The following is a 24,605-nucleotide window of genomic DNA, read 5'->3' as shown; positions in this document are numbered from 1 at the left end:
TACCATTGCAGCTCCTTCCAACTTCCCTCGTTTGGCCGTAAAATCACCCTGCATGGCACGCGCGAGCAATCTGGTGATCGGAACGGCGACGCTGGCGGTGATCGCCGTGGCGTTCGGCGGTGTGCTCGGCGTGCAGAAATGGCGCACCCTCCAGAGCCGCAGCCAGTTGCGCGTGGTATTCGAGGGCGGCTCCGCCAGCGGACTGCGCCGCGGCGGGCCGGTCAATTTCGACGGTGTCCCCGCAGGCCAGATCCTGTCGATCAAGCTGGACAATCCGCGCAAGGTCGTGGCCCTGGTGATGCTCGACAATACCGCGCCGATCCGCAAGGACACCGTCGCGGGCATCGAGTTCCAGGGTCTCACCGGCGTCGCCGCGGTCTCGCTGATCGGCGGCGCGCCCTCTGCGCCGCCAGTGCCGCTGGACTCGGACGGCGTCCCCGTGCTGACCGCCGATCTCAGCGACGCCGAATCGATCGTCGACACCCTGCATAGTGTCGACCGCACAATCGTCAGCAACGCACCGGCGATCAAGGAGGGCCTGCGCACGTTCGAGACCTACACCGCCGATCTCCGGAGCAAGGGCGGCGAAATCGATTCCGTCATGGCCAAGGTCGACAGCGCCTTCGCGGGCTTCGACAAGGCGGTCACAAAGATCGAAGGCGTCGTGCCCGGCTTTGCCGACGGCAAGGCGGATGAGCTGTTCGAAAAGATCCAGGGATTGCACGAGCTCGCCGACACCATGAGAAAGAAGTCGGCAAACTTCCTCGAGGACATCCGCCGATCGCTGCTCGACGTCAGCGAGGCCGCCAACAAGATGAGCGGGACACCCACGCCGGCCGCCGCTCCGCGGCCGCCGCGCAAGCCGGCGCAGCAGAAACGGTAGACCCTCAGCACGCGTAGTGCACGACGCCGGCGCAGGACCGGGTGGTCGATGCAGCCATGGCTCAATAGTTGCTCGGTCCCGCTTCATTCGGGATGCCGTCGATCGGGCATTCGGCGGTTCCGGGCGTCGCGCGCGTCATCGCCTCGACCATGTCCCTTGTGCCCTCGGGATCGGCGATCCAGTTCTTGTAGAAATCATAGGGGCAGGCCGCGAGGCCGCGCGGGCTTTCGCCGGAATTGATCATGCCGGTGTAGCCGCGATGGACCAGCTTGTAGAGATGGTTCTGCGACTGGCCGTTGCGGCGCGCATCGCGGATCAGATGCTTCGACAGCTGGGCATATTGGATGCCGTAATCCTCCTCGCCGCACTCGCCGAGGGTACGGCCGTCGAAGCCGATGATCGCGGAGTGACCGAAATAGGAGTAGACGCCGTCGAAGCCGGCGGCGTTGGCGACCGCGACATAGACGTTGTTGGCCCACGCCATCGCCTTTGAAATCAGGATCTGCTGCTCCTTGGCCGGATACATGTAGCCCTGGCAGCGTACAATCAATTCGGCGCCCTTCATGGCGCAGTCGCGCCAGATCTCCGGGAAGTTGCCGTCGTCGCAGATGATCAGGCTGACCTTCATCCCCTTCGGGCCGTCGGAGACATAGGTGCAATTGCCGGGATACCAGCCCTCGATCGGCACCCACGGCATGATCTTGCGGTACTTCTGCACGATCTCACCCTTGTCGTTCATCAGGATCAGGGTGTTGTAGGGCGCCTTATGCGGATGCTCCTCGTGGCGTTCGCCCGTGAGCGAGAACACGCCCCACACCTTGGCCTTGCGGCAAGCCTCCGCAAAAATCGCGGTCTCTTCACCGGGGACCGCGCAAGCGGTCTCATACATCTCCTTGGAATCGTACATGATGCCCTGGGTGGAGTATTCCGGGAAAATCACCAGATCCATGCCGGGAAGACCGGTCTTCATGCCCACCACCATGCCGGCGATCTTGCGGGCGTTGTCGAGCACCTCCGTCTTGGTGTGCAGGCGCGGCATCTTGTAGTTGACCACCGCGACGCCGACGGTGTCGTTGCTGCTGGAGATGTCACCGTGAAGCATTTGAATTGCTCCTCTACCCTGTTTGAGATTGCCGCCTGAATCAGTGACTGATCATCCAGGGCCGCGCAGTCGGAAAACCCTTCGCGCCGCTCCTGGTCTTGGTCACCAGCCGCGCAGGTTTCTTCTTGTCCGACGCGTTCTTCGATGAATTCTTGCCCGTGGAGCAGCAGCCGCAGCCGGGACCATGGGAGGCCTTGTACTGCGCGACTGTCTGCGGCGCGTGCGCGCTGCGCTCATTGACAGCGTAAGCTTTGCGCGTCTCCGACGGCATGCAGAAGAAATTCGGAGCGGTCAGAATGACGCGCGGCGCCATGATTTCACATTGCGGGCAGACCTGCGGATCGTCGCATTCGGCCATCGGGCGCATATCCTTGAACGGACCGCAATCGTCACAGAGATATTCATAGACCGGCATCGCATCATCCCTACGCTGTTGTCTGTGAGAGAACTGCCGCGGCGGATGCGGGGGCGGCAGATACGCCGTCCCGCATCCCGTCGCGCAGGGATTATTTGTCGGGTGAGATCGGCATCTGGATATCGCCCTTGATGTGCTTGATAGGTCCTGCCGAGGACGGCATCACGTCGAAGTCGAAGATCTCCGTCGGCAGCCATAGCGTGGCACAGGCATTGGGCACGTCGACCACGCCGGAGATGTGGCCCTGAACCGGTGCCGTGCCGAGGATCGAATAGGCCTGGGCACCGGAGTAGCCGAACTTCTTCAGATATTCGATCGCATTCAGGCAGGCCTGGCGATAGGCGATGGTGACGTCGAGATAGTGCTGCTTGCCGGCTTCGTCGACCGAGATGCCTTCGAAGATCAGATAGTCCTTGTAGTTCGGTGTGATCGGCGACGGCTTGAAGATCGGGTTCTTGACGCCGTACTTCGCCATGCCGTCCTTGATCACCTCGACCTTCAGATGCAGCCAGCCGGCCATCTCGATCGCACCGCAGAAGGTGATCTCGCCGTCGCCCTGGCTGAAGTGCAGATCGCCCATCGAGAGACCGGCACCCGGCACGTAGACCGGGAAGTAGATCTTCGATCCGCGCGAAAGATCCTTGATGTCGCAATTGCCGCCATGCTCACGCGGCGGCACGGTTCGCGCGCCCTCTGCGCCGATCTTGTCCTTGACGTCACCCTTGGCGCGGCCGCCATGAGCGGTCGGCGCGAACGGCGGATTGGCAAGGCCGGGCACACGAGTCGGGTTGGTCGCGATCAGCTCGGCCTCGCGCTTGTTCCAGGTGTCCAGCATCTTCGGATCGGGCAGACAGCCGATCAGGCCGGGATGGATCAGGCCGGCGAAGTTGACGCCCGGAATATGCCGCGACGAGGTGTAGAGGCCCTTGATGTCCCAGATCGACTTCTGCGCCAGCGGGAAATGGTCGGTGAGGAAGCCGCCGCCGTTCTGCTTGGAGAAGAAGCCATTGAAGCCCCACATGCTCTCCTTCATCGGACCGACGTCGAGCAGGTCGACGACGAGCAGGTCACCGGGCTCGGCGCCCTTGACGCCGATCGGGCCCGAGAGGAAGTGCACGATCGACAGATCGATGTCGCGCACGTCGTCGGCAGAATCGTTGTTCTTGATGAAACCGCCGGTCCAGTCATAAGTCTCGATGATGAAATCGTCGCCGGGATTGACCCAGGCGACGATCGGAATGTCGGGGTGCCAGCGGTTATGCACCATGTCATTTTCATAGGCCGACTTGGTGAGATCGACCTTGATCAGTGTCTCTGGCATCGAGATGCTCCCCTTTTACACGGTTGGTTAGACGGACAGATATTTCGAGACCTGAGCGGCATCGACGGCGTCGCGCGGATCGTCGCGGACGATCTCGCCGTTCTCGATCACCAGCACGCGGTCGGCGATATCGAGCGCGAAGCTCAGGACCTGCTCGGACACGACGATCGAAAGCCCCTTCTCGTCGCGGATGCGCTTGAGCGTGCGCGCCATCTCCTTGATGATCGACGGCTGGATGCCCTCGGTCGGCTCGTCCAGCAGCAGCACTTTCGGCTTGGTTGCCAGCGCGCGAGCGATCGCGAGTTGTTGCTGCTGGCCGCCGGAGAGATTGCCGCCACGGCGGTCCTTCATCTCCAGCAGCACCGGAAACAGTTCGTAGATGTCGCCGGGCACCTCGGTCCCGCCGGAGACCACGAGGCCAGTTTCGATGTTCTCCTTCACTGTCATGGTGGAGAAGATCATGCGGCCCTGCGGCACATAGGCGAGACCCTTGGCGACGCGCTCGTAGCTCGGCAAGGCACCGAGCTCGGCGCCGTCCATGGTCACCGAGCCGCTCTTGGCCGGCAGGATGCCCATCAGCGATTTCATCAGCGTGGTCTTGCCCATGCCGTTTCGGCCCATGATCGCCACGATCTCATTGGGCGCGACCTTGACGTTGAGCCCGTGCAGCACCTCGCTCTGGCCGTAGGCGACGTGAAGATCAGAAATAGCCAGCATCGTCGCGCTCCTTAGTGACCGAGATAAACTTCGACGACCTTGGGGTCGTTCTTCACCTTCTCCATGGTCCCTTCTGACAGGATCTGGCCCTGGTGAAGCACGGTGACCTTGTGCGCGATGTCCTCGACGAACTTCATGTCGTGCTCGATGACGAGCACCGAGCGGTTCTTGATGATGCGGTTGAGCAGCTCGGCGGTCTTGGCGCGCTCGGACACGCTCATGCCGGCGACGGGCTCGTCCAGCATCAGCAGGTCCGGGTCCTGGATCAGCAGCATGCCGATCTCGAGCCATTGCTTCTGGCCATGGCTGAGCAGATCGGCATTCACGTTCAGCCGGTCCTTCAGGAAGATCATTTCGGCGACTTCATGCACGCGGTCGCGCACGGCGGCATCGCGGGTGAAGGTCAGCGCCCCAAACACCGAGCGTCCGCGCGGGTAGGAAATCTCCAGATTTTCGAATACCGTGAGATCGTCATAGATCGACGGGTTCTGGAACTTGCGGCCTACCCCGGTCTTGACGATCTCGTTCTCTCTCATCCGCGTCAGCTCCTTGCCGCGGAACTGGATCGAGCCGGAAGTCGCTTTGGTCTTGCCGCAGATCAGGTCGAGCACGGTGGTCTTGCCGGCGCCGTTCGGACCGATGATGACGCGGATCTCGTTCTCGTCGACATAGAATGAGAGATCGTTGACTGCCTTGAACCCGTCGAACGACACGGTCAGCGCTTCGACGGCGAGCAGGAATTCCTTGGGCTGATGACCGATGAGCATGATCTATCTCCTCACTGTCAGCGTGGCATCGGCATCGTGATGACCGACGAGCATGATCTATTTCCTCACTGTCAGCGTGGCATCGGCATCGTGGTGACCTACGAGCATAATGATCTCCTCACTCCGCAGGGGCGCCGTCGGCGACCGAGCTGTCGGTCCAACCTTCGGGCTTCGGTTTGCGCGACGAGATCAGGCTGTCGATGCGTGGCTGCACATAGTCGCCCCAGATCCCGGCAAGGCCGTTCGGAAAGGCCAGCACTACGGCGATGAACAACCCACCCAGTCCGAACAGCCACAATTCGGGAAAGGTTTCCGACAGACTGGTCTTGGCGAAGTTGACCAGCAGCGTGCCGTAGACTGCGCCGAGGATCGACAACCGACCGCCAACCGCCGTGTAGATCACCATTTCGATCGACGGCACGATGCCGACGAAGGACGGCGACATGAAGCCGACGTTGAGTGCGAACATGGCGCCGCCGATGGCGGCGAACACTGCGGCGACGCAGAAGGCGAAGATCTTGAAGTTGGCGACGCTGTAGCCGGAGAAGCGGACGCGGTCCTCCTTCTCCCGCATCGCGACCAGGATGCGCCCGAGCTTGGAGTGCCGGACGAATTGCGCGATCATGATGCAGACCAACAGGCATCCGACTTCGAAGAAATACAGCACGATTTTGGCGTGGTCGGGCCGGATGTCCCATCCTTTCAGCGTGCGCAGATCGGTCATGCCGTTGATGCCGCCGGTGTAGCCCTGCTGGCCCACGATCAGGATGGTCAGGATGGCCGCGACCGCCTGGGTGATGATGGCGAAGTAGGTGCCGCCGACGCGGCGCTTGAACATCGCAGTGCCGATGATGAGAGCAAAGATGCCGGGCACCAGAATGATGGCGGCGATCGTGAAGGTCAGGCTGCTAAAAGGCTTCCAGAACAGCGGCAGCGCGGTGATCTGATTCCAGTCCATGAAATCGGGAATGCCCGGGGTCGACTGGATCTTGGTGTTCGCCACGCTCGACGCCTCGAGCTTGAGGAACATGGCCATGCAGTAGCCGCCGAGACCGAAGAACACGCCCTGGCCAAGGCTGAGAATGCCGCCATAGCCCCAGCAGACCACCAGCCCCAACGCAACGAAGGCATAAGTCAGGTATTTTGCGACCAGGTTGAGCCTGAAGACATCGAGCGTGAGGGGCAGCACCACCACCAGGAAGACCGCGAGCACCAGAATTCCGATGAGCTCCGATCGATTGAAAAAGCGATTGTCGGTCATTGCATCAGCCCCAGTTTCTCACTTGCGGACCTTGAGGGCGAACAGCCCTTGCGGCCTCAGCATCAGGATTCCGACAACGGCAAGCAGCGTCAGCACCTTGGCCATCGAGCCCGACATGAAGAACTCGAGGGTGGATTGGGTCTGCGAAATCGAGAAGGCCGATGCGATGGTGCCGAGCAGGCTCGCCGCGCCGCCGAACACGACCACCAGGAACGTATCGACGATGTAGAGCTGTCCGGAGGTCGGCCCGGTCGAGCCGATCATCGTGAAGGCGCTCCCGGCGACACCGGCAATGCCGCAGCCGAGACCGAAAGTGTAGCGATCCACCTTTTCGGTGTTGATGCCGACGGCACCGGCCATGATGCGGTTCTGCACGACGGCGCGCACCTGCCGACCCCAGCGCGATTTGTACATCACGTAGGCGACGCCGACGGTGATCAGGACAGTGAGGCACATCACGAAGACGCCGTTGATCGGCACTTCGATGCTGTCGGTCACGTGCAGCGAGCCAAGCATCCATTGCGGCAGCTCGACGCCGACCTCGCGCGCGCCGAACACGGAGCGATAGGCCTGCTGCAGGATCAGGCTGAGGCCCCAGGTCGCAAGCAGGGTGTCGAGCGGGCGCTTGTAGAGATGCCGTATCAGCACCCATTCCACCAGCATCCCCAGCGCACCGGAGGCGACAAAGGCCAGGACCATCGCGAGGAAAAAGTAGCCGCTGAACAGGCTCGGCAAATAGGATTGGAAGAAATTCGAAGTCATCCAGGTGACGTAGGCCCCGAGGATCATGAACTCGCCATGGGCCATGTTGATGACGCCCATCTGGCCGAAGATGATCGCGAGACCCAGCGCCATCAGCACGTAGACGGAGAACAGGATCAGTCCTGCAAAGCCCTGCATGACGAAGATGGAGCCAAGGTCACCAAGCGAGTAGTCGCCGAACATCGATGTCCTCCGTCGGGAAGGGGTCCCGCGTCGCGAGCAGGTGCGCGACGCGGGGTCTTGGGCGTGGATTTGCGGTCCACGCCAGGGAGAGGTTTTGCCTGAGAGGGAAACGGCGGCGAACGCCGTGACTTACTGGTAGCCCTTGGGGAACGGATCCGGCTCGACCAGGTCGGCGGTCTCGTAGATCAGTTCGAACTGGCCATCGAGCTTGGCGCGTCCCACCCGGGTCTTGGACCAGAGGTGATGATTTTCGTGGATGCGCACATAGCCTTCCGGAGCGCCCTTGAACTCGATGCCCGGCGACGCCGCCGCGATCTTGTCGATGTCGAAGGAGCCGGCCTTCTCGACGGTCAACTTCCACAGCCACGGGCCGAGATAGGCAGCCTGGGTGACGTCTCCGATCACGGTCTTCTCGCCCCACATCTTCTTGAACGCCGGGACGAAGGTCTTGTTGTTCGGATTGTCGAGCGACTGGAAGTACTTCATGCAAGCATAGGCGCCCGCGATATTCTCGCCGCCGATGCCGTCGATCTCGTCTTCGGTGACCGAGATCGTCAGCAGAGCCTGCTTGGAGAGGTCGATGCCGGCGGCCTTGAGCTGCTTGTAGAACGCGACGTTCGATCCACCGACGACGTCGGTGAAGATCACGTCGGGCTTGGTCAGCTTGATCTTGTTGATGACCGAGTTGAACTGGGTGTTGCCGAGCGGATAGTACTCCTCGCCGACCACCTTGCCCTTCAGCACGTTCTCGACATGCTTGCGCGCGATCTTGTTCGAGGTGCGCGGCCAGATGTAGTCGGAGCCGATGAAGAAGAACGACTTCGCGCCCTTCTCCTTGGCGATCCAGTTCAGGCCGGCGAGGATCTGCTGAGTGGCTTCCTGGCCGGTATAGATCACGTTCTTGGACTGCTCGAGACCTTCGTAGAAGGTCGGGTAATAGAGCATGCCGTTGTACTGCTCCATCACGGGCAGCACGGCCTTGCGGGACGCCGAGGTCCAGCAGCCCATGATCGCCGCGACCTTGTCGTTGACGAGCAGCTTCTTGGCCTTTTCGGCAAAGGTCGGCCAGTCGCTGGCGCCGTCTTCCTGGATGAACTTGATCTTGCGCCCGAGCACGCCGCCCATGGCGTTGATCTGCTCGATGGCGAGCTTTTCGGCTTCGATCGAGCCGGTTTCGGAGATCGCCATGGTGCCGGTCGCCGAATGCAGGATGCCGACCGTCACCTCCGTGTCGGTGACCGCGAGGCCCGTGGTATTGACCGCCGAGGTCGCCGGCGCCTGCGCAAAAGATGCTCGCGGCAGCATGGCGATGGCCGGCACGGCCGCCATTCCCATCAATAATTTACGCCGGAGCGGCGATAACAGGCCCTTGTTCGCTTCGTCTGACATGAGCACCCCACTGTTGTTCGAGGACACGCGATTGGTGCCGTGAGGATGGCTCGAATTTGTGCACTGCAAGCATACGCAAGATCGCGTATACTGCACCGCAAAATGACGACGTAGGCTTTTGGTACAGGTTTTGCGAGGGATCCGGGAGTTCGGGAGTGGGGGTTAAGTGGCAGGGCGGCAGCGGATAGATCGCGTCAGGCGCCAGTACAATCAATGGGTCGCCAACCAGACGCTGGAAGACTACGCGCTGCGCTTCACCGCCAAGAGCGCGCGCCGGTGGTCCGCCGCCCGCGTCGCCAACACTGCACTGGGCGCCATCTCCTTTCTCGCGCTGGAGGCGATCGGCGGCACAATCACCCTGAACTACGGCGTGACCAACGCCACCGCCGCGATCCTCGTCGTCTCCACCATCATCTTCTGCTGCGGCGTTCCGATTGCCTATTATGCCGCCAAATGCGGCATCGACATTGACCTGCTCACCCGCGGCGCCGGGTTCGGCTATATCGGCTCGACCGTCACCTCGCTGATCTACGCCTCCTTCACCTTCATCTTCTTCGCGATCGAGGCGGTGATCCTGGCGACGGCGCTCGAGATGTGCTTCGGCATTCCGCGCCCGATCGGCTATCTCATCAGCGCGGTTGCGATCATCCCGCTTGTCACCTACGGCATCACGCTGATCAGCCGCTTCCAGCTCTGGACGCAGCCGATCTGGATCATTCTGCACATCCTGCCCTTCGCCGCGATCGCCTGGGCCAACCCTTATTCGTTCACGGAGTGGCGGAAATTCGCCGGCGAGCACGGCGACCCCAGCGGACATTTCGATCTGCTGCTGTTCGGTGTCGCATCCTCCGTGGTGTTTTCGCTGGTGGCCCAGATCGGCGAGCAGGTCGACTTCCTCAGGTTCCTGCCGCGCGACCGCCGCACCTCGCGAACGTCGTGGTGGGCCGCCCTGCTGATCGCGGGCCCCGGCTGGATCATCTTCGGCGCGCTGAAACTGCTGCTGGGCTCGTTTCTCGCCTTCTTCGCGCTGAGCCACGGTCTCTCCAGCGAGCTGGCGGCCGAGCCGGCGCACATGTATCTCGAAGCGTTTCGCTACGTGCTGTCGCAGCCGGACATGGCCTTGGCACTCACCGGCGCGTTCGTGATCCTGTCGCAGCTCAAGATCAACGTCACCAACGCCTATGCAGGCTCGATCGCCTGGTCGAACTTCTTCTCGCGTCTGACGCATAGCCATCCCGGCCGGGTCGTCTGGCTGGTGTTCAACGTGATGGTGGCGCTGCTGCTGATGGAAATCGGCGTCTACAAGGCGCTGGAGCAGACGCTCGCGCTCTACTCCAATGTCGCGATCGCCTGGGTCGGCGCGCTGGTGGCCGATCTCGTGGTCAACAAGCCGCTCGGCCTGCGCCCACCGCAGATGGAGTTCAAGCGCGCCCATCTCTACGACATCAACCCGGTCGGCGTCGGCGCGATGACGATCGCGACCATCGTCTCGATCGCGGCCTTCTACGGCTTGTTCGGATCGACCATGAAAGCGCTCGCGGCCTTTGTCGCGCTGACGGTCGCCTTCGTCACCGCGCCCGTCATCGCATGGCTCACCGACGGAAAATACTACATCGCGCGCAAGCCGAAGAGGAGCTGGGCCAATATCGAATCGATCCAGTGCTGCATCTGCGAGCACCATTTCGAGCCGGAGGACATGACCTCCTGTCCAGCCTATGCCGGCCCGATCTGCTCGCTATGCTGCTCGCTCGATGCGCGCTGCCATGATTTGTGCAAACCGCATGCGCGGGCGCAGGTGCAGTTCGCCGACGCGCTCGCCAGGATCTTACCGCAGCCGATCTACCAGCGGATCAACTCGCAGTTCGGCCACTACATCGGTGTGTTCGTGATCTCCGCGGGCCTCGTCGCGCTGGTGCTGGGGCTGATCTACCTCCAGACCTCCGTCAGCGTGCCCGGCGAGAACATGCTCGTCTCCAACGTGCTCTGGAAGGTGTTCTTCTCGCTCAGCATCATCATCGGCGTGGTGGCCTGGCTGTTCGTGCTGGCGCAGCAGAGCCGACGGGCCGCCGAGGCCGAGACCCGGCGCCAGACCACGCTGCTGATCCAGGAGATCGATGCACACAAGCGCACCGACGCGGAGCTCCAGCGCGCCAAGGAAATCGCCGAATCCGCCAACCTCGCCAAGAGCCGCTACGTGGTGGGCCTGAGCCACGAGCTGCGCTCGCCGCTGAATGCGATCAGCGGCTATGCCCAACTCCTGGAGCAGGATACGACGCTTAACACCAAGCCGCGCGACCAGGTCCGCGTCGTCCGCCGCAGCGCTGATCACCTCTCCGGCCTGATCGACGGCATTCTGGACATCTCCAAGATCGAGGCGGGGCGGCTGTACCTGTCGCGCGACGAGGTGCGCCTGACCGAATTCCTCGACCAGCTCGTCGGCATGTTCCGCCTTCAAGCCGCGGCCAAGAGCATCGACTTCGTGTTCAGGCGGCCGGCGCATTTGCCGGTCGTGGTCTATGCCGACGAGAAGCGGCTGCGCCAGGTGCTGATCAATCTGCTGTCCAACGCGATCAAATTCACCCAGGCCGGCAGCGTGCAGTTCGTGGTGCACTATCGCAGCCCGGTCGCGGAGTTCGAGGTGATCGACACCGGACCCGGCATCCAGGGCGACGATCTCGAACGCATCTTCGCACCCTTCGAACGCGGCGCGCTCGGTGTCTCGCAGCCGCAGACCGGCACCGGGCTGGGCCTGACCATCAGCCGGCTGCTCGCCGGCGTCATGGGCGGCGACATCAAGGTCTCGAGCACGGTCGGCAACGGCAGCACGTTCAAGGTCAAGATGCTGCTCTCGGAAGTCACCAATCCGCAGCGTATTGCGCCGGTGGAGGCCCCGATCTCAGGCTATCACGGCGCGCGCAAGACCATCCTCATCACCGACGACGATCCCGTGCATCGCGACCTCCTGCGTGAGGTGTTGACACCACTCGGCTTCATCCTGCTCAGCGCGCCCGACGGACCTGGTTGCCTGGCGCTGGCCCAGCACTGCCGGCCCGATCTGTTTTTGCTCGATATCTCCATGCCCGGCATGGATGGCTGGACGGTCGCGGAGACGCTACGCGCCAACGGCCACCATCAGGCGCGCATCCTGATGGTGTCTGCCAGCGCGCTCGAGGCCCACGGCACACCGCTGGCACAGCCTTTCCACGACGGCTATCTGATGAAGCCGATCGACATTCCCAGGCTTTTGGAAAGCATCCGCCAGCTTCTCAAGGTCGAATGGCAATACGGCTCGGAGGAGATCGCGGTGCCGCTGTGGCGGCCGGAGAGCGGCTCGCGACCGCCGGTACAACACGTCGAGGCACTGATCGGGCTCGGTCAGATCGGCTACGTCAAGGCTATCCAGTTGAAGCTGGACGAGATTGGCAGCGAGCACCCTGAACATGCCGACTTCGTCGCGGAAATGCGGTCGCTGGTCGACCGCTTCGATCTCGACCAGTACATGGCCACATTGAAGACGTTGCATGCGTATGAGCACTGAGTCGAAAAAGCGCGACGTCGCGCTCGTTGTCGACGACTCCCCGGAGACGCTGCGGCTGCTCACCGACGCGCTCGACAGCGCAGGGATGACGGTGATGGTGGCGCTCGACGGCGCGGCCGCGATGCGCATCGTCGACCAGATCACGCCCGACATCGTGCTGCTCGACGCAGTGATGCCGGGCATGGACGGGTTCGAGACCTGCCGCCGCCTCAAGCGTGATGCGGGCCTTGCCAATGTCCCGGTGATCTTCATGACGGGGCTCGCCGAGACCGAGCACATCGTGCGCGGTCTGGAGGCCGGCGGCGTCGACTACGTGACCAAGCCGATCGTGATCGAGGAGATGCTGGCGCGCATCCGCGTTCATCTCGGCAATGCGCGGCTGACGCAAAGCGCACGCGCCGCGCTCGACGTCTCCGGCCGTTTCCTGTTCGCTGTCAACCGCCAGGGCAAATTGTTGTGGGCGACCCCGCAGGCGCAGAAGCTGCTGGCGGACCACCACGGCGCGCAAGCCGACGACGACTTCATCCTGCCAGTATCATTGCTGCAATGGCTGGAGCAGGCGAAGGGCAAGGGCAGTTCGAAGTCTCAGGCGGCTTCCTTGCCCGACAATCCTCAGCTCCGGCTGTACTACATGGGCGAGACCGCGCCGAACGAGTTCCTGCTGCGGCTCTCCAGGGAGTCCGGCACCGCGCCGCCACCCGAATTTACCAGCGAGCTCGGCCTCACCACCCGCGAAGGCGAGGTGCTGACCTGGCTCAGCAAGGGTAAGACCAACCGCGATATCGCGCAGATTTTGGGCTTGAGCCCGCGCACGGTCGACAAGCATCTCGAGCAGATCTACGCCAAGCTCGGCGTCGAGAACCGGACGGCTGCGGCGGCGATTGCAACGAATGCGACGAGAAGGAATTCGTAGTCTTGCTGCGGGTGAGTTGAGACCTGCCCACCCCAATAACCAGTGTCGTCCCGGCGCAGGCCGGGACCCATAGCCACAAGACATAGTTTGGCGATGACTCGTTATCGTGGGACTACTACCAACCGCAGTCGACAGATCACGCGGTATGGGTCCCGGCCTTCGCCGGGACGACATTGCAATGCGTGGTTAGCGCCTACCCCACCTCACCCATACACAAACTCCCCGCCATCCAGATCGGTCTTCGGGATCTCGTCCTTTTCGGTCCAGTAATCCTGGCTGTGCTGCCATTCCGGTTTGTCGCCGCGCTTGGGCAGCAGGTCCATGTTGCGCATCATGTAGCCGGGGTTGAAGTTTTCCGGATCGATCCAGGGCAGGATCGGCATGTTGTGGTCTTCGGCACGCAACTTGACCTCGACCTTCTTCTTGCCTTTGGTTTTCATGTGACCGAGCAGGCGGCAGACGAAGTCGGCGACGAGGTCGACGCGCAGCGTCCAGCTGGCGCGGAAATAGCCGAACACCCAGACCATGTTCGGCACGCCCGTGAACATCATGCCGCGATAGGTGACGGTGTCGCCGAAGGCGAGCGGCTTGCCGTCGACCTCGAAGGCGATGTCGCCGAGCGCCGCGAGATTGAAGCCGGTTGCGGTGACGATGATGTCAGCTTCCAGCAGCTTGCCGGATTTGAGCTGGATGCCGTTCTCGACGAAACATTCGATCTCGTCGGTGACGACAGACGCCTTGCCGCTGGCGATGCCCTTGAACAGATCGGCATCGGGCACGAAGGCGATGCGCTGCCGCCAGGGCCGGTAGCTCGGTGTGAAATGTGTGTCGACATCGTACTCCGGACCGAGCACGGCGCTGATCTGCCCGATCAGCTCTTGCTTCACCTGCTCGGGTTTTGACAAGCAAAGTTTGGTGAACGCGTCCTGCTCGAACAGGATCTTGCGGCGGACGATCTCGTGGATCCAGGCCTCGTCGACCTGAAGCCTGCGCAGCTCCTCTGCGATCTCGATGGCGTTGCGCCCCAAACGGAAATAGGTCGGCGACCGCTGCAGCATCGTGACATGCGCGCATTTGTCGGCAATGTTCGGCACCAGTGTCGCCGCCGTCGCGCCGGAGCCGATCACGACGACCTTCTTGTTCGCGAGGTCGATATCATCGGGCCAGGTCTGCGGATGAACGATGCGGCCCTTGAAGCGATCCGCGCCCTTCCATTCCGGCGTATAGCCTTCCGAATGGCGGTAATAGCCCTGGCACATCCAGAGGAAGTTCGCCGTGAAAGTTTTTGGCTCGCCGGTGTCGGTCGTCACCGCCTCGATGGTCCAGAGGTTCTGCTCGCTCGACCAGCTCGCCGAATTGATCTTGTGCTTGTAGCGGATATGCCGCGCGAGATCGTTTTCGTCGATCACCTCGTTCATGTAGGCGAGGATTTCCTCGGCGGTCGCGATCGGCGGACCGACCCAGGGCTTGAAGCTATACCCGAAGGTGTGGAGATCGCTGTCCGAACGAATTCCGGGATAGCGATGCGTGGTCCATGTGCCGCCGAACGTCGCCTGCGTTTCCAGGATGACGAAGCTCGCATCCGGAAGCTGCCTAGTCATGTGATAGGCGCTACCGATGCCCGAGATCCCGGCGCCGACGATCAGCACGTCGAAATGTTCAGAAGCCTGTTTGGCCGTGGCGTGACTGCGAACAGCGACATTCATTGTTGCTTCTATGCCTTGCTTCTTTTTGTGGCCGCCCTTGATCGGGCGGCGCGTTTCCTCCGTGATGGACGTGGTCGCCCATCGCGCTTCCGCTTCAAGATGACATAGATCAGGTCGCGGTCAAATCACAGCGCCGCACCCCAGCTCCGCGCGGTCTGCAAGATCCAGTCGCGATAGAGCGTGAGCGGCGTGACCCCTGTCAGCCCGCCGCAGCCGGCGGCTCCGTTCGGCCCCGTGGACCAGCTGATCACGCCGACGAGCACGGCTCCGGTCGGCTTGTCCTCGAACACGGGCCCGCCGGAATCGCCGGTGCAGGCGCCAATTCCGTCGCGAACACCGTTGGTTACGGGGTCGACCAGCCTGATCTGGAGCGTGCCGGGCTGACCCGTCGCGACGAGACCGGCAACACGCGTCGCGCCGCCACTCTTGCCGTCGCCACGCACGGTGACGCCGATACCGGCGATGACGAAGCGGCTGCCGACCTGAATCGGAATATTCGGCGTACCGACCGGCACCGTCGATTTTCCCTTGAGTGGAATTTCCAGTTGCAGCAGCGCCAAGTCGGCGGTAGCGCGATGCGCCTGCATTGCCTGCATGTTGAAACTCGGATGGATCGCGACGGTGCGGACATTCAGCAGTTGCGGCTGCCCGTCGATGCCGCGATCGACGATCTTGTAGTCCGCGCCGGGCTGCACGCAGTGGGCAACGGTGAGCACCAGCTTCGGCGCAACCAGGGTGCCGGTACAGAAATTGCCGCGCGAGCCGACGATCGTGACGACGGCGCGCGCGACACCATCGGCCTGCGGCGTGCCGCCGCCAACGATGGCATAAGCGGGCGTGGCCAGCAGCAGCGCGGCTGTAATGATGGTTGCAAGCTTTTTCATGGGAACACGCTTCGGCATCGGTGACGCGGTGGGATGGCTTCGGACTGGCCCTTGCCGATAGCGCATGCTAGCGCTCTTGGAAAGGAATTGACGAGGGCGGGATCTTGACGATCGAGGCTGTGATCTTTGATTTTGGCGGCGTGCTGACGAGTTCGCCGTTCGAGGCGTTCACGCGGTTCGAGACGGAGCGTGGCCTGCCCCTCGATATCATCCGGCGCACCAATGCCGCCAATCATCTGGAAAATGCCTGGGCCAAGTTCGAACGCGCCGAGGTCGATATCGACACGTTCGATCATTTGTTCGCGACGGAGTCGCTGGCGCTCGGCGCGGAGGTGCGCGGCCGCGACGTGCTACCGCTGCTTCAGGGCGATCTGCGCCCCGAGATGGTCGAAGCGCTGAAGCGCATCAAGGCGCAATTCAAGACCGGCTGCATTACCAACAATCTGCCGGCCAATGCGATCGGCAGCATGACCGGGCGCTCACTCTATGTCGCCGAGGTGATGGTGCTGTTCGACCATGTGATCGAGTCCGCCAAGATCGGCCTGCGCAAGCCCGACCCGCGCATCTATCAGCTGATGGTCGAGACTCTGAGGGTTGATCCGAAGAATTGCGTCTATCTCGACGATCTCGGCGTCAATCTGAAGCCGGCACGCGAGATGGGCATGACGACGATCAAGGTGACCAGCGGCGCTCAGGCGATTGCCGAGCTCGAGGCAGCAACGGGATTGAAGCTGAGCTAGAGCGTCATTCTCCGTCATTGCGAGCGCAGCGAAGCAATCCAGACCGCTTCCGCGGTGAGATTTCTGGATTGCTTCGCTGCACTCGCAATGACAGCGTGGAAAAATCGCGCCTGGCGAACTGACTATTCCGCAGCGGCGGCAATACGCTCGGGAAACGCAGCCGCCAGCGACGCGCGGTCGGCTTTCAATACGCCGCGCTCGGTGATAAGGCCGGTGACGAGCCGCGCCGGGGTCACGTCGAACGCATAATTCGCGACCGGCGAGCCCTCTGGCACGATGCGCACCGTCTCAAGCCTTCCGTCTGCGGTGCGGCCGGTCATGTCGGTGACTTCCGTACCGCTGCGCTGCTCGATCGGGATGTCGCGGATGCCGTCGTCGACGGCGAAATCGATCGTCGGTGACGGCAGCGCGACATAGAACGGCACGTTATTGTCGTGCGCGGCGAGCGCCTTCAAATATGTGCCGATCTTGTTGCAGACGTCGCCATTGGCGGCAACGCGATCGGTGCCGACGATGGCGAGATCGACCATGCCGTGCTGCATCAGATGCCCGCCGGTATTGTCGGGAATCACCGTATGCGCCACGCCGTGATGGCCGAGTTCCCAAGCCGTGAGCGAGGCGCCTTGGTTGCGCGGTCGCGTCTCGTCGACCCAGACATGGATCTTGATGCCGCGCTCATGCGCCAGATAGATCGGCGCCGTCGCCGTGCCCCAATCGACGGTCGCAAGCCAGCCGGCATTGCAATGGGTCAGCACATTCACCGTCTCGCCTGGCTTCTTCTTTGCGACGATCGCCTCGATGAGTTTCAGGCCATTTCCGGCGATGCCGCGGTTGATCTCGACGTCCTGCTCGACGATCTCGTCGGCGCGCGCATAGGCAGCTTCCGCGCGCTCCAGCGGATCGATCGGCGCGAGGCTCGCGCGCATCTCGTCCAGGGCCCATTTCAGATTGATCGCCGTTGGCCGCGCCACCACGAGCGTGTCGTAGGCGCGCTTCAGGCCCTCGTCGGAAGCGTCCTCGCGCATTGCGAGTGCCATGCCGTAAGCCGCGGTCGCGCCGATCAGCGGCGCACCGCGCACCAGCATGTCGCGGATGGCGAGGGCCGCGTCCTCGCATGAGGTCAGCTTCGCAACGATGAATTCGTGCGGCAGCCGGCGCTGGTCGATCGCGCCGACCGACCAGCCATCGCGCTCACGCCAGATGCTGCGGAAATGCTTGCCGTCGACCTTCATGGCATTCTGCCTTTCGTATCACGTTCGCAGGATGCGCCCAGCCACCGCATCGAGCTTCTTCAAGAGCTCGGGATCGCGCGCCTCGGGCGCGGTGATCAGCGCGGTATCGAGCGCGCGGTCCGAACCGATCGGACACGGCTCATGCTCGCGCGGGAAGTCTTTCGCCAGCCGCGCCACCAGCGCTTTTGCCTTGTCGGCGTTCGAGCTCAGAACGCGGACGATGTCCTGCACGGTGACGGCGTCGTGATCGGGATGCCAGCAATCGAAATCCGTCACCATCGCGACGGTGGCGTAGCAAAGCTCGGCCTCGCGCGCGAGTTTCGCCTCGGGCATGTTGGTCATGCCGATCACGGAATAGCCAAGCGTCTTGTAGGTCATGCTTTCCGCATAGGTCGAGAATTGCGGTCCCTCCATGCAGACATAGGTGCCGCCGCGCGCAAACGCGATGCCCTCGGCTTCGGCCGCCGTGGCAAGATGGATGCGCAGCCGCGGCGAGACCGGGTGCGCCATCGACACATGCGCGACGCATCCCCTCCCGAAGAACGAGCTCTCGCGCTTGTGGGTACGATCGACGAACTGGTCGACGAGAACGAAGGTTCCCGGCGGCAGCTCCTCCCTGAACGAGCCACAGGCCGACAGCGAGATCAGGTCTGTGACCCCTGCGCGCTTGAGGACGTCGATATTGGCGCGATAATTGATGTCGGAGGGCGACAGCCGGTGGCCCTTGTCGTGACGCGGCAGGAACACGATCGGCAGGCCGGCAATTGAGCCGCGCCGCAGGGGCGCCGACGGCTCACCCCAGGGGCTCCTGATCACCTCTTCGCGAGCGTCCTCCAGCCCCGGCAGATCATAGATGCCGGAGCCGCCGATGATGCCCAATACCGCCTGCGTCATGCCTGCTCCACCCCGTTCGCGCCATCGCGATTCCGTGGAGAAGCTATGCCAGTTTTACGTCGATTTTGGAACGGGTGATGGGTGCCGATGCCGAGACGAGCGGAAAGCACTCGCCACACATTCGGTGTCGTCCCGGCGAAGGCCGGAAATCTCGATTATGCCGCGGCCGCCGACTGCAGCTGGGTCGCGACCATGCGCTCCAGCGTTTCGACGGACTGGAAGTTCTCCGGTGTGATCTCGGACTGGGGAATCGTGAAGTCGAACTCGGCTTCGACGCCGAGCATCAGATTGACCATGTCCATCGAGGTCAGGCCGACGTCGACGAGCTTGGCCTGCGGCGTGACCTCGGCGGAGAGCGCGTTCTGGGCGAGGATGCCCTTCACCAGCTTGATGATGCGATTGCGCAATTCGGTATCGAAAGCCTGCATCGGTAAATTCCCATCTGTCGACAAAGGTCGGACCGGTCGCCGGCTACGATGGGCACGGCGGGCCGATCCCGCAATGGACGCCACCATTACTTCGCGTTTCTTAGTAAACGATGACTCAGATTGTCTGAAATTCCGGCTTCTTACAGATCCCTAACGCGACCGCGGAAATCCGGGCGATGCAAACAACCCGAACTTAACTGTTCGTTCGGAATTGGGCTTTGTTTACCCTCTATTTCATCGACGAATTTGAATTAAATCCGTAGCCTCATCTCATAAGCAAAGATGGTCGAAGGATCGCTCAAGCGGCATCGCGAATGATGCCGGCGATCCTGAACGGCAAACCGGAGGCGGACGAGTATGAACGTGCGTGAAGCAGTCCTCACTGTCGACGAGACGCAGACGAGCTTTCTCGAGCAGGGTCCCTCCCTCGTCGAGCGCGCCGCCCGGACCGCCACCGTGGCGGCAGCCGACGCCGACGGGGTCGATCGCGATGCCCGCTTCCCTCACAAGGCCTTCGAGGTCGCGCGTGAGCAGAAGCTGCTCGGCGTCATGATCCCGGTCGAGTTCGGCGGCTTCGGCGCCTCGATCCACGATGTCACCGATGTCTGCTACACGCTCGGACGCGCCTGCGCCTCCACGGCGATGATCTACGCCATGCACACGACAAAGGTCGCCTGCGTCGTCAGGCACGGTCACGGCATTCCCTGGATGGAAACCATGATGCGCCGGGTCGCGCGCGACCAGTGGCTGCTCGCCTCCTCCACCACCGAAGGCCAGAACGGCGGCAATATCCGCGCCAGCGCCGCCGCCGTCGACGTCGCCGGCGACACCGTCTCGCTGCTGCGCGACGCCACCGTGATCTCGTACGGCGCCGAGGCCGACGGCCTCGTCACCATCGCCCGCCGCGCTACCGACGCTTCCGCGTCCGACCAGGTGCTGCTGGCGCTCGCCAAGGACGATTATTCGCTGAAGCGGACGCTGGGCTGGGAAACGCTCGGCATGCGCGGCACTTGCTCGACCGGTTTCGAGCTGAAGGTCGACTGCCCGACCGACCGCGTGTTCCCGGAATCCTACGACAAGATCCACGCCCAGACCATGACGCCGTTCGCGCATCTGTGCTGGTCCTCGGCCTGGGCTGGTATCGCTGCAGCCGCCGTCACCCGTGCGCAGGCCTTCGTCCGCAAGGCGGCCCGCACCTCAGGCGGACAGATGCCTCCGGCAGCCGCGCATTTCACCGCCGCCAAAATGTCGCTGGCCAAGCTGCGCGCGCTGATATCAGCCAATATCGACACCTTTGCTCACGCCGAGCACGACGAACGCGCGCTCGGCTCGCTCGACTTCCAGTCTTCGATCACGCTTCTGAAGGTGCAGGCCTCGGAGCTCGCGGTCGAGACCGTGATGCATGCGATGCGCACCACAGGCCTTTCCGGCTACCGCAATGACGGCGAGTTCACGATGGGCCGCCACCTGCGCGACGTGCTGTCGTCGCCGATCATGATCAACAACGACCGCATTCTGGCTAATGCCGCGACGTCGACCCTGATGAGCGGCGTGCCGACAGGCCTTCGGGACTGACGAGCTTTCGAGACCGACGTGCCTTCGTTCAATAAGAATAATTTCAGATAGCAGGAAGCCGAACATGAACATTGCTGTTCTCCCCAATTCACCTGAGACCGCGCCGCAGATCGCGGATCCGCTCGATCATCTCGCCGACAAGCTGTTCCACCCCATGGGCTCGGACGGCGTCTATGCCCGCACCGCGCTTTACGAGGGCATCGTCGAGCGGCTCGCCGCATTGATCACGAGCCATCGTGAAGCCGGCACCGAAGTGATGCGCTTCCCGCCGGTGATGAGCCGGTCCCAGCTGGAAAAATCCGGCTATCTCAAGAGCTTTCCGAACCTGCTCGGTTGCGTCTGCGGCCTGCACGGCACCGAGCGCGAGATCAACGCTGCGGTCAGCCGCTTCGATGCCGGCGGCGACTGGACCAGCTCGCTCTCGCCGGCAGACCTCGTGCTGTCGCCGGCGGCCTGCTATCCCGTCTATCCGATCGCGGCGAGCCGCGGCCAGTTGCCGAAAGGCGGCCTGCGCTTCGACGTCGCCGCCGACTGCTTCCGCCGTGAACCGTCAAAGCATCTCGACCGGCTGCAATCGTTCCGGATGCGGGAATATGTCTGCATCGGCAGCCCGGATGACGTCGCCGATTTCCGCGAGCGCTGGATGGTGCGCGCGCAGGCGATTGCGACGGGTCTCGGTCTCACCTTCCGCGTCGACTATGCCAGCGATCCGTTCTTCGGCCGCGTCGGTCAGATGAAGGCGGTGAGCCAGAAGCAGCAGCAGCTCAAGTTCGAACTGCTGATCCCGCTGCGCTCGGAAGAGCAGCCGACCGCCTGCATGAGCTTCAACTATCACCGCGAGCATTTCGGCACGACCTGGGACATCAAGGACGCCCATGGCGAGCCGGCCCACACCGGCTGCGTCGCTTTCGGCATGGACCGCCTGGCCGTCGCCATGTTCCACACCCACGGCACGGACATCGCCGCCTGGCCCGCCAAGGTGCGGGAGATCATGGGCATGCAGCCGCAGATCGCGGCCGATGCCCACGGCGAAGGCTGGCGCTAACGGAACGAGGCCGGTCATTTCCACGGGAAAGACGAGCGTGATCCATACCAAGGTCCGATGCCGCGAGATCACCGAGTCCGACGTCGATGCGGTCGCGGACTTGCTGACGCGCGGCTTCGTCGGCCGCTCGCGCAGCTACTGGATCCAGGGCCTGCGCCGGCAAGCCTTCCGACCGGTACCGGACGGCTACCCGCGCTTCGGCTACATGCTCGACAATGATGGTACGCCGGTCGGCGTGCTGCTGCTGATCTATACGGCGCGGAGGGACGGCGACGAGACCGCCATCCAGTGCAATTTGTCGAGCTGGTACGTCGATCCGGCCTACCGCAACTACGCCCCGCTACTGACCAAGATCGCGCAGCGGCACAAGGACGTCACCTATCTCAACATCAGCCCGGCGCCGTGGACCTGGCCGATCATCGAGACGCAGGGCTTTCGCGCCTATTGCAGGGGTATATTCTTCTCGGTGCCTGCGCTGACGCGCGTCGCACGCTGGAGCACGATCGACGTCATCTCGCAGCACGCCAAGACGATCGACGGGCTTTCCGATGCCGAGACCGAGCTCTTGACGCGGCATGCGCGCTACAATTGCCTCAGCCTCGTCTGCCGCACGCCGAAGGGAGCGTTCCCCTTCATCCTGCAACCGGTGCGCATCCGCCGTGGCATCATTGCGCCACCCGCGATGAAGCTGATCTACTGCCGCAACGCGGCCGAATACACCGAATGCGCGGGCCGCATCGGCCGGCTGCTGCTGCGGCTCGGCAAGATCGCGGTCGCCGTCGATTCCAACGGCCCGGTTCCCGGCCTCGTGGGCATCTACACCGAGCGTCGCGGCCGCAAATATTTCAAGGGCCCGCATCGGCCGCAGCTCGCCGATCTCACCGATACGGAACTCGTGCTGTACGGGCCGTAAGCCGCGTTTAAACCAGATACGATGCCATCCGGACTAACGCGCAACTACGCGGGCAGGCCGGCGCGACGCGTTTCTTGCACAGACGATCGCTGTGCCGAATATCTGCGTGGCGTAGCCGCAGATCGTAGCGACACTACCCTGCCGCTGGCAATGCGCTGTCCGGCGGCGCGCCCCAGGGGCGGTCGGCTGAGGCGAGCCCGATCAGGCGGCCCTGGATGTAGTCGCAGCCCCAGTCGCGCAGCATGTTCGCAGCTTCTTCGTCCTGCACCCATTCGGCCACCGTCTTGATGTCGAGGCGGCGGGCGAGGTCGATCAGGGTCTGCACGAAGGCGCGGTCGTCGGCGGAACGAGTGATGTTCTGCACGAACGCGCCGTCGATCTTGACGATGTCGACGCCGAGCTTGCGCAGATTGCGGAATGAGGTGTAGCCGGCGCCGAAATCGTCGATGGCGATGCGACTGCCGAAGTTCTTCAGCCGGGTGACGAAGCCGCGCACATCGTCGATGTCCTGGATCGCGACGGTTTCGGTGATCTCGACGATCAGCCGCTCGGCGACGCCGGGATGGGCGCGCATCAGCGATTCGATTCCCGCCCACCAATCCGGGTCCATGGTGGTGTCCGGGGAGATGTTGAGGCTGAGGCAGATGTCCGGCGCGGCGGCGAGCTCGGCGACCACGAGCTCGAGCACGCGGTGATCGACCAGGCGGATCAAGCCGAGCCGTTCAGCGACCGGCACGATGTCGGGCGCGAGCAGCACCTGGCCGTCGCCCTGGTCCATCCGCACCAGGCATTCGTGAAAAGCGCACTCGCGCGAGAGGGCGGCAACCACCGGCTCATAGGCCAGCTTGATGCGGCGCTCGTTCAATGCGGTGACGATCTCGTCGGTGACGCGGATGTTGACGCGGCGCTGGGCGTCGCGCGCGGCATCCGGGCGCCACGCTGCGAACGAGCCGACGCGGCGTTGTTTCGCGGTGTCCAGGGTCTCGTGGGCGCGATTGACGGCTTCATCGGTGTTGCGGGCATAGCGCGGCACGCTGACCGCGCCAATCGATGCGGTGACCGACACCGGGCCGGATTTGGTCGGCACCACCTCGTCCCGGATGCCGGCGAGGAAGCGCTCGGCGGCGACGTTCATGTCGTCGACGGTGCAGTTCTTCAGGATCAGGCCGAACTTGTTGCCGGAGAAGCGGCCGAGCACGTCGCCACCGCGCAAGCGCGCGCGAATGCGCGTGGCGACGTCGAGGATCACGGCGTCGGCGACGTCGAAGCCGAAGGCCTCGTTGACACGCGCGAGATGATCGATGCCGACCAGCATGAAGGCCGCAGTCGATCGGAAACGGGTCGTCTCCTCGATGGCCTCGGCCAGCGCGGCGATCAGATGCGAGCGATTGAGCTCGCCGGTCAGCGGATCGAGCCGGGCGAGCTTCGTCAGCTCCTCGTCACGGGCGTGGCGTTCATTGTTGATGCGGACGGAGCCGATCGCACGCACCGGGCGGCCGTCGGGGCCGGCGAACCAGCGGCCGGTCTCCTCGATCCAGACCACGGGATCGGCGGCGCTCATGCGCACGCCGTACTCGACCCGGTAGGGCGTGCCGTCGGTGCCATGCACGGCCGAGGTCTGCGCCAGCGCGGCGGTCCGCAGCGATTGCACGGGCTCGATCAGCCTGGCGAATTCGGCGCCGGTGGCCAGCCGTTCGGCGGGAATCCCGGGAAAGATGGCGCTGACCTGCTCACCCCAGACAATGGCATCGCTGGCGATGTCCCAGGCGAACACGGCTTGGCCGAGGGCAGCCAGGATGTCGGAGGCTTGCGGCAATGCGGGGGTCAAAATCGCCTCGTTTCGGGACAGCGGGGAGTCCTGAGCTGGCACAGGATAAAGCCAGATTCGCCATTGACCCTAGGCAAAGTTGATAAACAATTTGGAAACCACGTTTGTT

The 24,605-nt window shown here is 63.1% G+C and carries 21 protein-coding genes; 7 read left to right on the top strand and 14 right to left on the bottom strand.

Features of this window, described 5'->3' with window-relative positions:
* Positions 1–52 precede the first annotated feature (52 nt).
* Positions 53–883 (top strand): MlaD family protein, encoded by an 831-nt coding sequence (locus AC0L3C_RS13170; protein WP_473408174.1) that lies wholly within the window; start codon positions 53–55, stop codon positions 881–883.
* Between the two features lie 61 nt (positions 884–944).
* Here AC0L3C_RS13170 and AC0L3C_RS13165 read toward each other — a convergent pair whose 3' ends face one another.
* From AC0L3C_RS13165 to urtA, 8 genes are all read right to left on the bottom strand, one after another.
* Positions 945–1,985: an aliphatic amidase gene (locus AC0L3C_RS13165; RefSeq protein WP_473408173.1), complete on the bottom strand. Its 1,041-nt coding sequence runs from the start codon at positions 1,983–1,985 to the stop codon at positions 945–947.
* Between the two features lie 40 nt (positions 1,986–2,025).
* Positions 2,026–2,400: an FmdB family zinc ribbon protein gene (locus tag AC0L3C_RS13160; protein ID WP_473265947.1), complete on the bottom strand. Its 375-nt coding sequence runs from the start codon at positions 2,398–2,400 to the stop codon at positions 2,026–2,028.
* A gap of 91 nt (positions 2,401–2,491) precedes the next feature.
* Entirely contained in the window at positions 2,492–3,721 is a 1,230-nt protein-coding gene (fmdA, locus tag AC0L3C_RS13155) for a formamidase (protein WP_007615916.1), read from the bottom strand.
* Positions 3,722–3,748: 27 nt separating this feature from the next.
* On the bottom strand, positions 3,749–4,438 hold the full coding sequence (urtE, locus tag AC0L3C_RS13150; protein WP_007615918.1) for an urea ABC transporter ATP-binding subunit UrtE: 690 nt from the start codon (positions 4,436–4,438) through the stop codon (positions 3,749–3,751).
* 11 nt (positions 4,439–4,449) lie between these two features.
* The gene (gene urtD, locus AC0L3C_RS13145) at positions 4,450–5,205 is read right to left on the bottom strand and encodes an urea ABC transporter ATP-binding protein UrtD (RefSeq protein WP_473265945.1); all 756 of its coding nucleotides are present in this window, start codon (positions 5,203–5,205) and stop codon (positions 4,450–4,452) included.
* Positions 5,206–5,323: 118 nt separating this feature from the next.
* On the bottom strand, positions 5,324–6,466 hold the full coding sequence (gene urtC / locus AC0L3C_RS13140; RefSeq protein ID WP_473408172.1) for an urea ABC transporter permease subunit UrtC: 1,143 nt from the start codon (positions 6,464–6,466) through the stop codon (positions 5,324–5,326).
* An 18-nt stretch (positions 6,467–6,484) separates the two neighbouring features.
* Entirely contained in the window at positions 6,485–7,411 is a 927-nt protein-coding gene (gene urtB / locus AC0L3C_RS13135) for an urea ABC transporter permease subunit UrtB (protein WP_473408171.1), read from the bottom strand.
* Positions 7,412–7,540: 129 nt separating this feature from the next.
* Entirely contained in the window at positions 7,541–8,800 is a 1,260-nt protein-coding gene (gene urtA, locus AC0L3C_RS13130; RefSeq protein ID WP_473408170.1) for an urea ABC transporter substrate-binding protein, read from the bottom strand.
* A gap of 166 nt (positions 8,801–8,966) precedes the next feature.
* Here urtA and AC0L3C_RS13125 point away from each other — a divergent pair, with 166 nt between their 5' ends.
* Together AC0L3C_RS13125 and AC0L3C_RS13120 are read left to right on the top strand one after the other, a co-directional pair.
* Positions 8,967–12,338 (top strand): hybrid sensor histidine kinase/response regulator, encoded by a 3,372-nt coding sequence (locus AC0L3C_RS13125; RefSeq protein WP_473408169.1) that lies wholly within the window; start codon positions 8,967–8,969, stop codon positions 12,336–12,338.
* Positions 12,322–13,251 carry a response regulator gene (locus tag AC0L3C_RS13120; protein ID WP_473265940.1) on the top strand — a complete coding sequence of 310 codons (930 nt, stop codon included), beginning with the start codon at positions 12,322–12,324 and terminating at the stop codon, positions 13,249–13,251. Before AC0L3C_RS13125 ends, AC0L3C_RS13120 begins: the two co-directional genes overlap by 17 nt.
* A gap of 203 nt (positions 13,252–13,454) precedes the next feature.
* Here the strand turns inward: AC0L3C_RS13120 and AC0L3C_RS13115 are convergent, their stop codons facing one another.
* Positions 13,455–14,957: a flavin-containing monooxygenase gene (locus AC0L3C_RS13115; RefSeq protein ID WP_473262154.1), complete on the bottom strand. Its 1,503-nt coding sequence runs from the start codon at positions 14,955–14,957 to the stop codon at positions 13,455–13,457.
* Between the two features lie 125 nt (positions 14,958–15,082).
* Entirely contained in the window at positions 15,083–15,841 is a 759-nt protein-coding gene (locus tag AC0L3C_RS13110; protein WP_473278396.1) for a S1 family peptidase, read from the bottom strand.
* 104 nt (positions 15,842–15,945) lie between these two features.
* Between AC0L3C_RS13110 and AC0L3C_RS13105 the strand changes: the two genes are divergently transcribed.
* A complete protein-coding gene (locus AC0L3C_RS13105) occupies positions 15,946–16,581 on the top strand; it encodes an HAD-IA family hydrolase (protein ID WP_473278397.1) in 636 nt (211 codons plus the stop codon).
* A gap of 122 nt (positions 16,582–16,703) precedes the next feature.
* Here AC0L3C_RS13105 and mtnA read toward each other — a convergent pair whose 3' ends face one another.
* From mtnA to AC0L3C_RS13090, 3 genes are all read right to left on the bottom strand, one after another.
* The gene (gene mtnA, locus AC0L3C_RS13100) at positions 16,704–17,813 is read right to left on the bottom strand and encodes an S-methyl-5-thioribose-1-phosphate isomerase (protein ID WP_473278398.1); all 1,110 of its coding nucleotides are present in this window, start codon (positions 17,811–17,813) and stop codon (positions 16,704–16,706) included.
* Between the two features lie 18 nt (positions 17,814–17,831).
* A complete protein-coding gene (locus tag AC0L3C_RS13095; RefSeq protein WP_473278399.1) occupies positions 17,832–18,707 on the bottom strand; it encodes an S-methyl-5'-thioadenosine phosphorylase in 876 nt (291 codons plus the stop codon).
* 155 nt (positions 18,708–18,862) lie between these two features.
* Positions 18,863–19,135, bottom strand: coding sequence for a phosphopantetheine-binding protein (locus AC0L3C_RS13090; RefSeq protein ID WP_473262169.1), 273 nt, complete (start codon positions 19,133–19,135; stop codon positions 18,863–18,865).
* 357 nt (positions 19,136–19,492) lie between these two features.
* Between AC0L3C_RS13090 and AC0L3C_RS13085 the strand changes: the two genes are divergently transcribed.
* The 3 genes from AC0L3C_RS13085 to AC0L3C_RS13075 all read left to right on the top strand — a co-directional run bounded on the left by AC0L3C_RS13085 (position 19,493) and on the right by AC0L3C_RS13075 (position 22,668).
* On the top strand, positions 19,493–20,710 hold the full coding sequence (locus AC0L3C_RS13085; RefSeq protein WP_473408168.1) for an acyl-CoA dehydrogenase family protein: 1,218 nt from the start codon (positions 19,493–19,495) through the stop codon (positions 20,708–20,710).
* Between the two features lie 64 nt (positions 20,711–20,774).
* Complete coding sequence (locus tag AC0L3C_RS13080) at positions 20,775–21,755, top strand: amino acid--[acyl-carrier-protein] ligase (protein ID WP_473262174.1); 981 nt, start codon at positions 20,775–20,777, stop codon at positions 21,753–21,755.
* 37 nt (positions 21,756–21,792) lie between these two features.
* A complete protein-coding gene (locus tag AC0L3C_RS13075) occupies positions 21,793–22,668 on the top strand; it encodes an acyl-CoA acyltransferase (protein WP_473408167.1) in 876 nt (291 codons plus the stop codon).
* Between the two features lie 133 nt (positions 22,669–22,801).
* Here AC0L3C_RS13075 and AC0L3C_RS13070 read toward each other — a convergent pair whose 3' ends face one another.
* A complete protein-coding gene (locus tag AC0L3C_RS13070) occupies positions 22,802–24,496 on the bottom strand; it encodes an EAL domain-containing protein (protein WP_473408166.1) in 1,695 nt (564 codons plus the stop codon).
* Positions 24,497–24,605 lie beyond the last annotated feature (109 nt).

The sequence above is a fragment of the Bradyrhizobium sp. WSM4872 genome, assembly GCF_055811715.1.
This window is presented reverse-complemented; position numbering and strand designations above follow the sequence as displayed.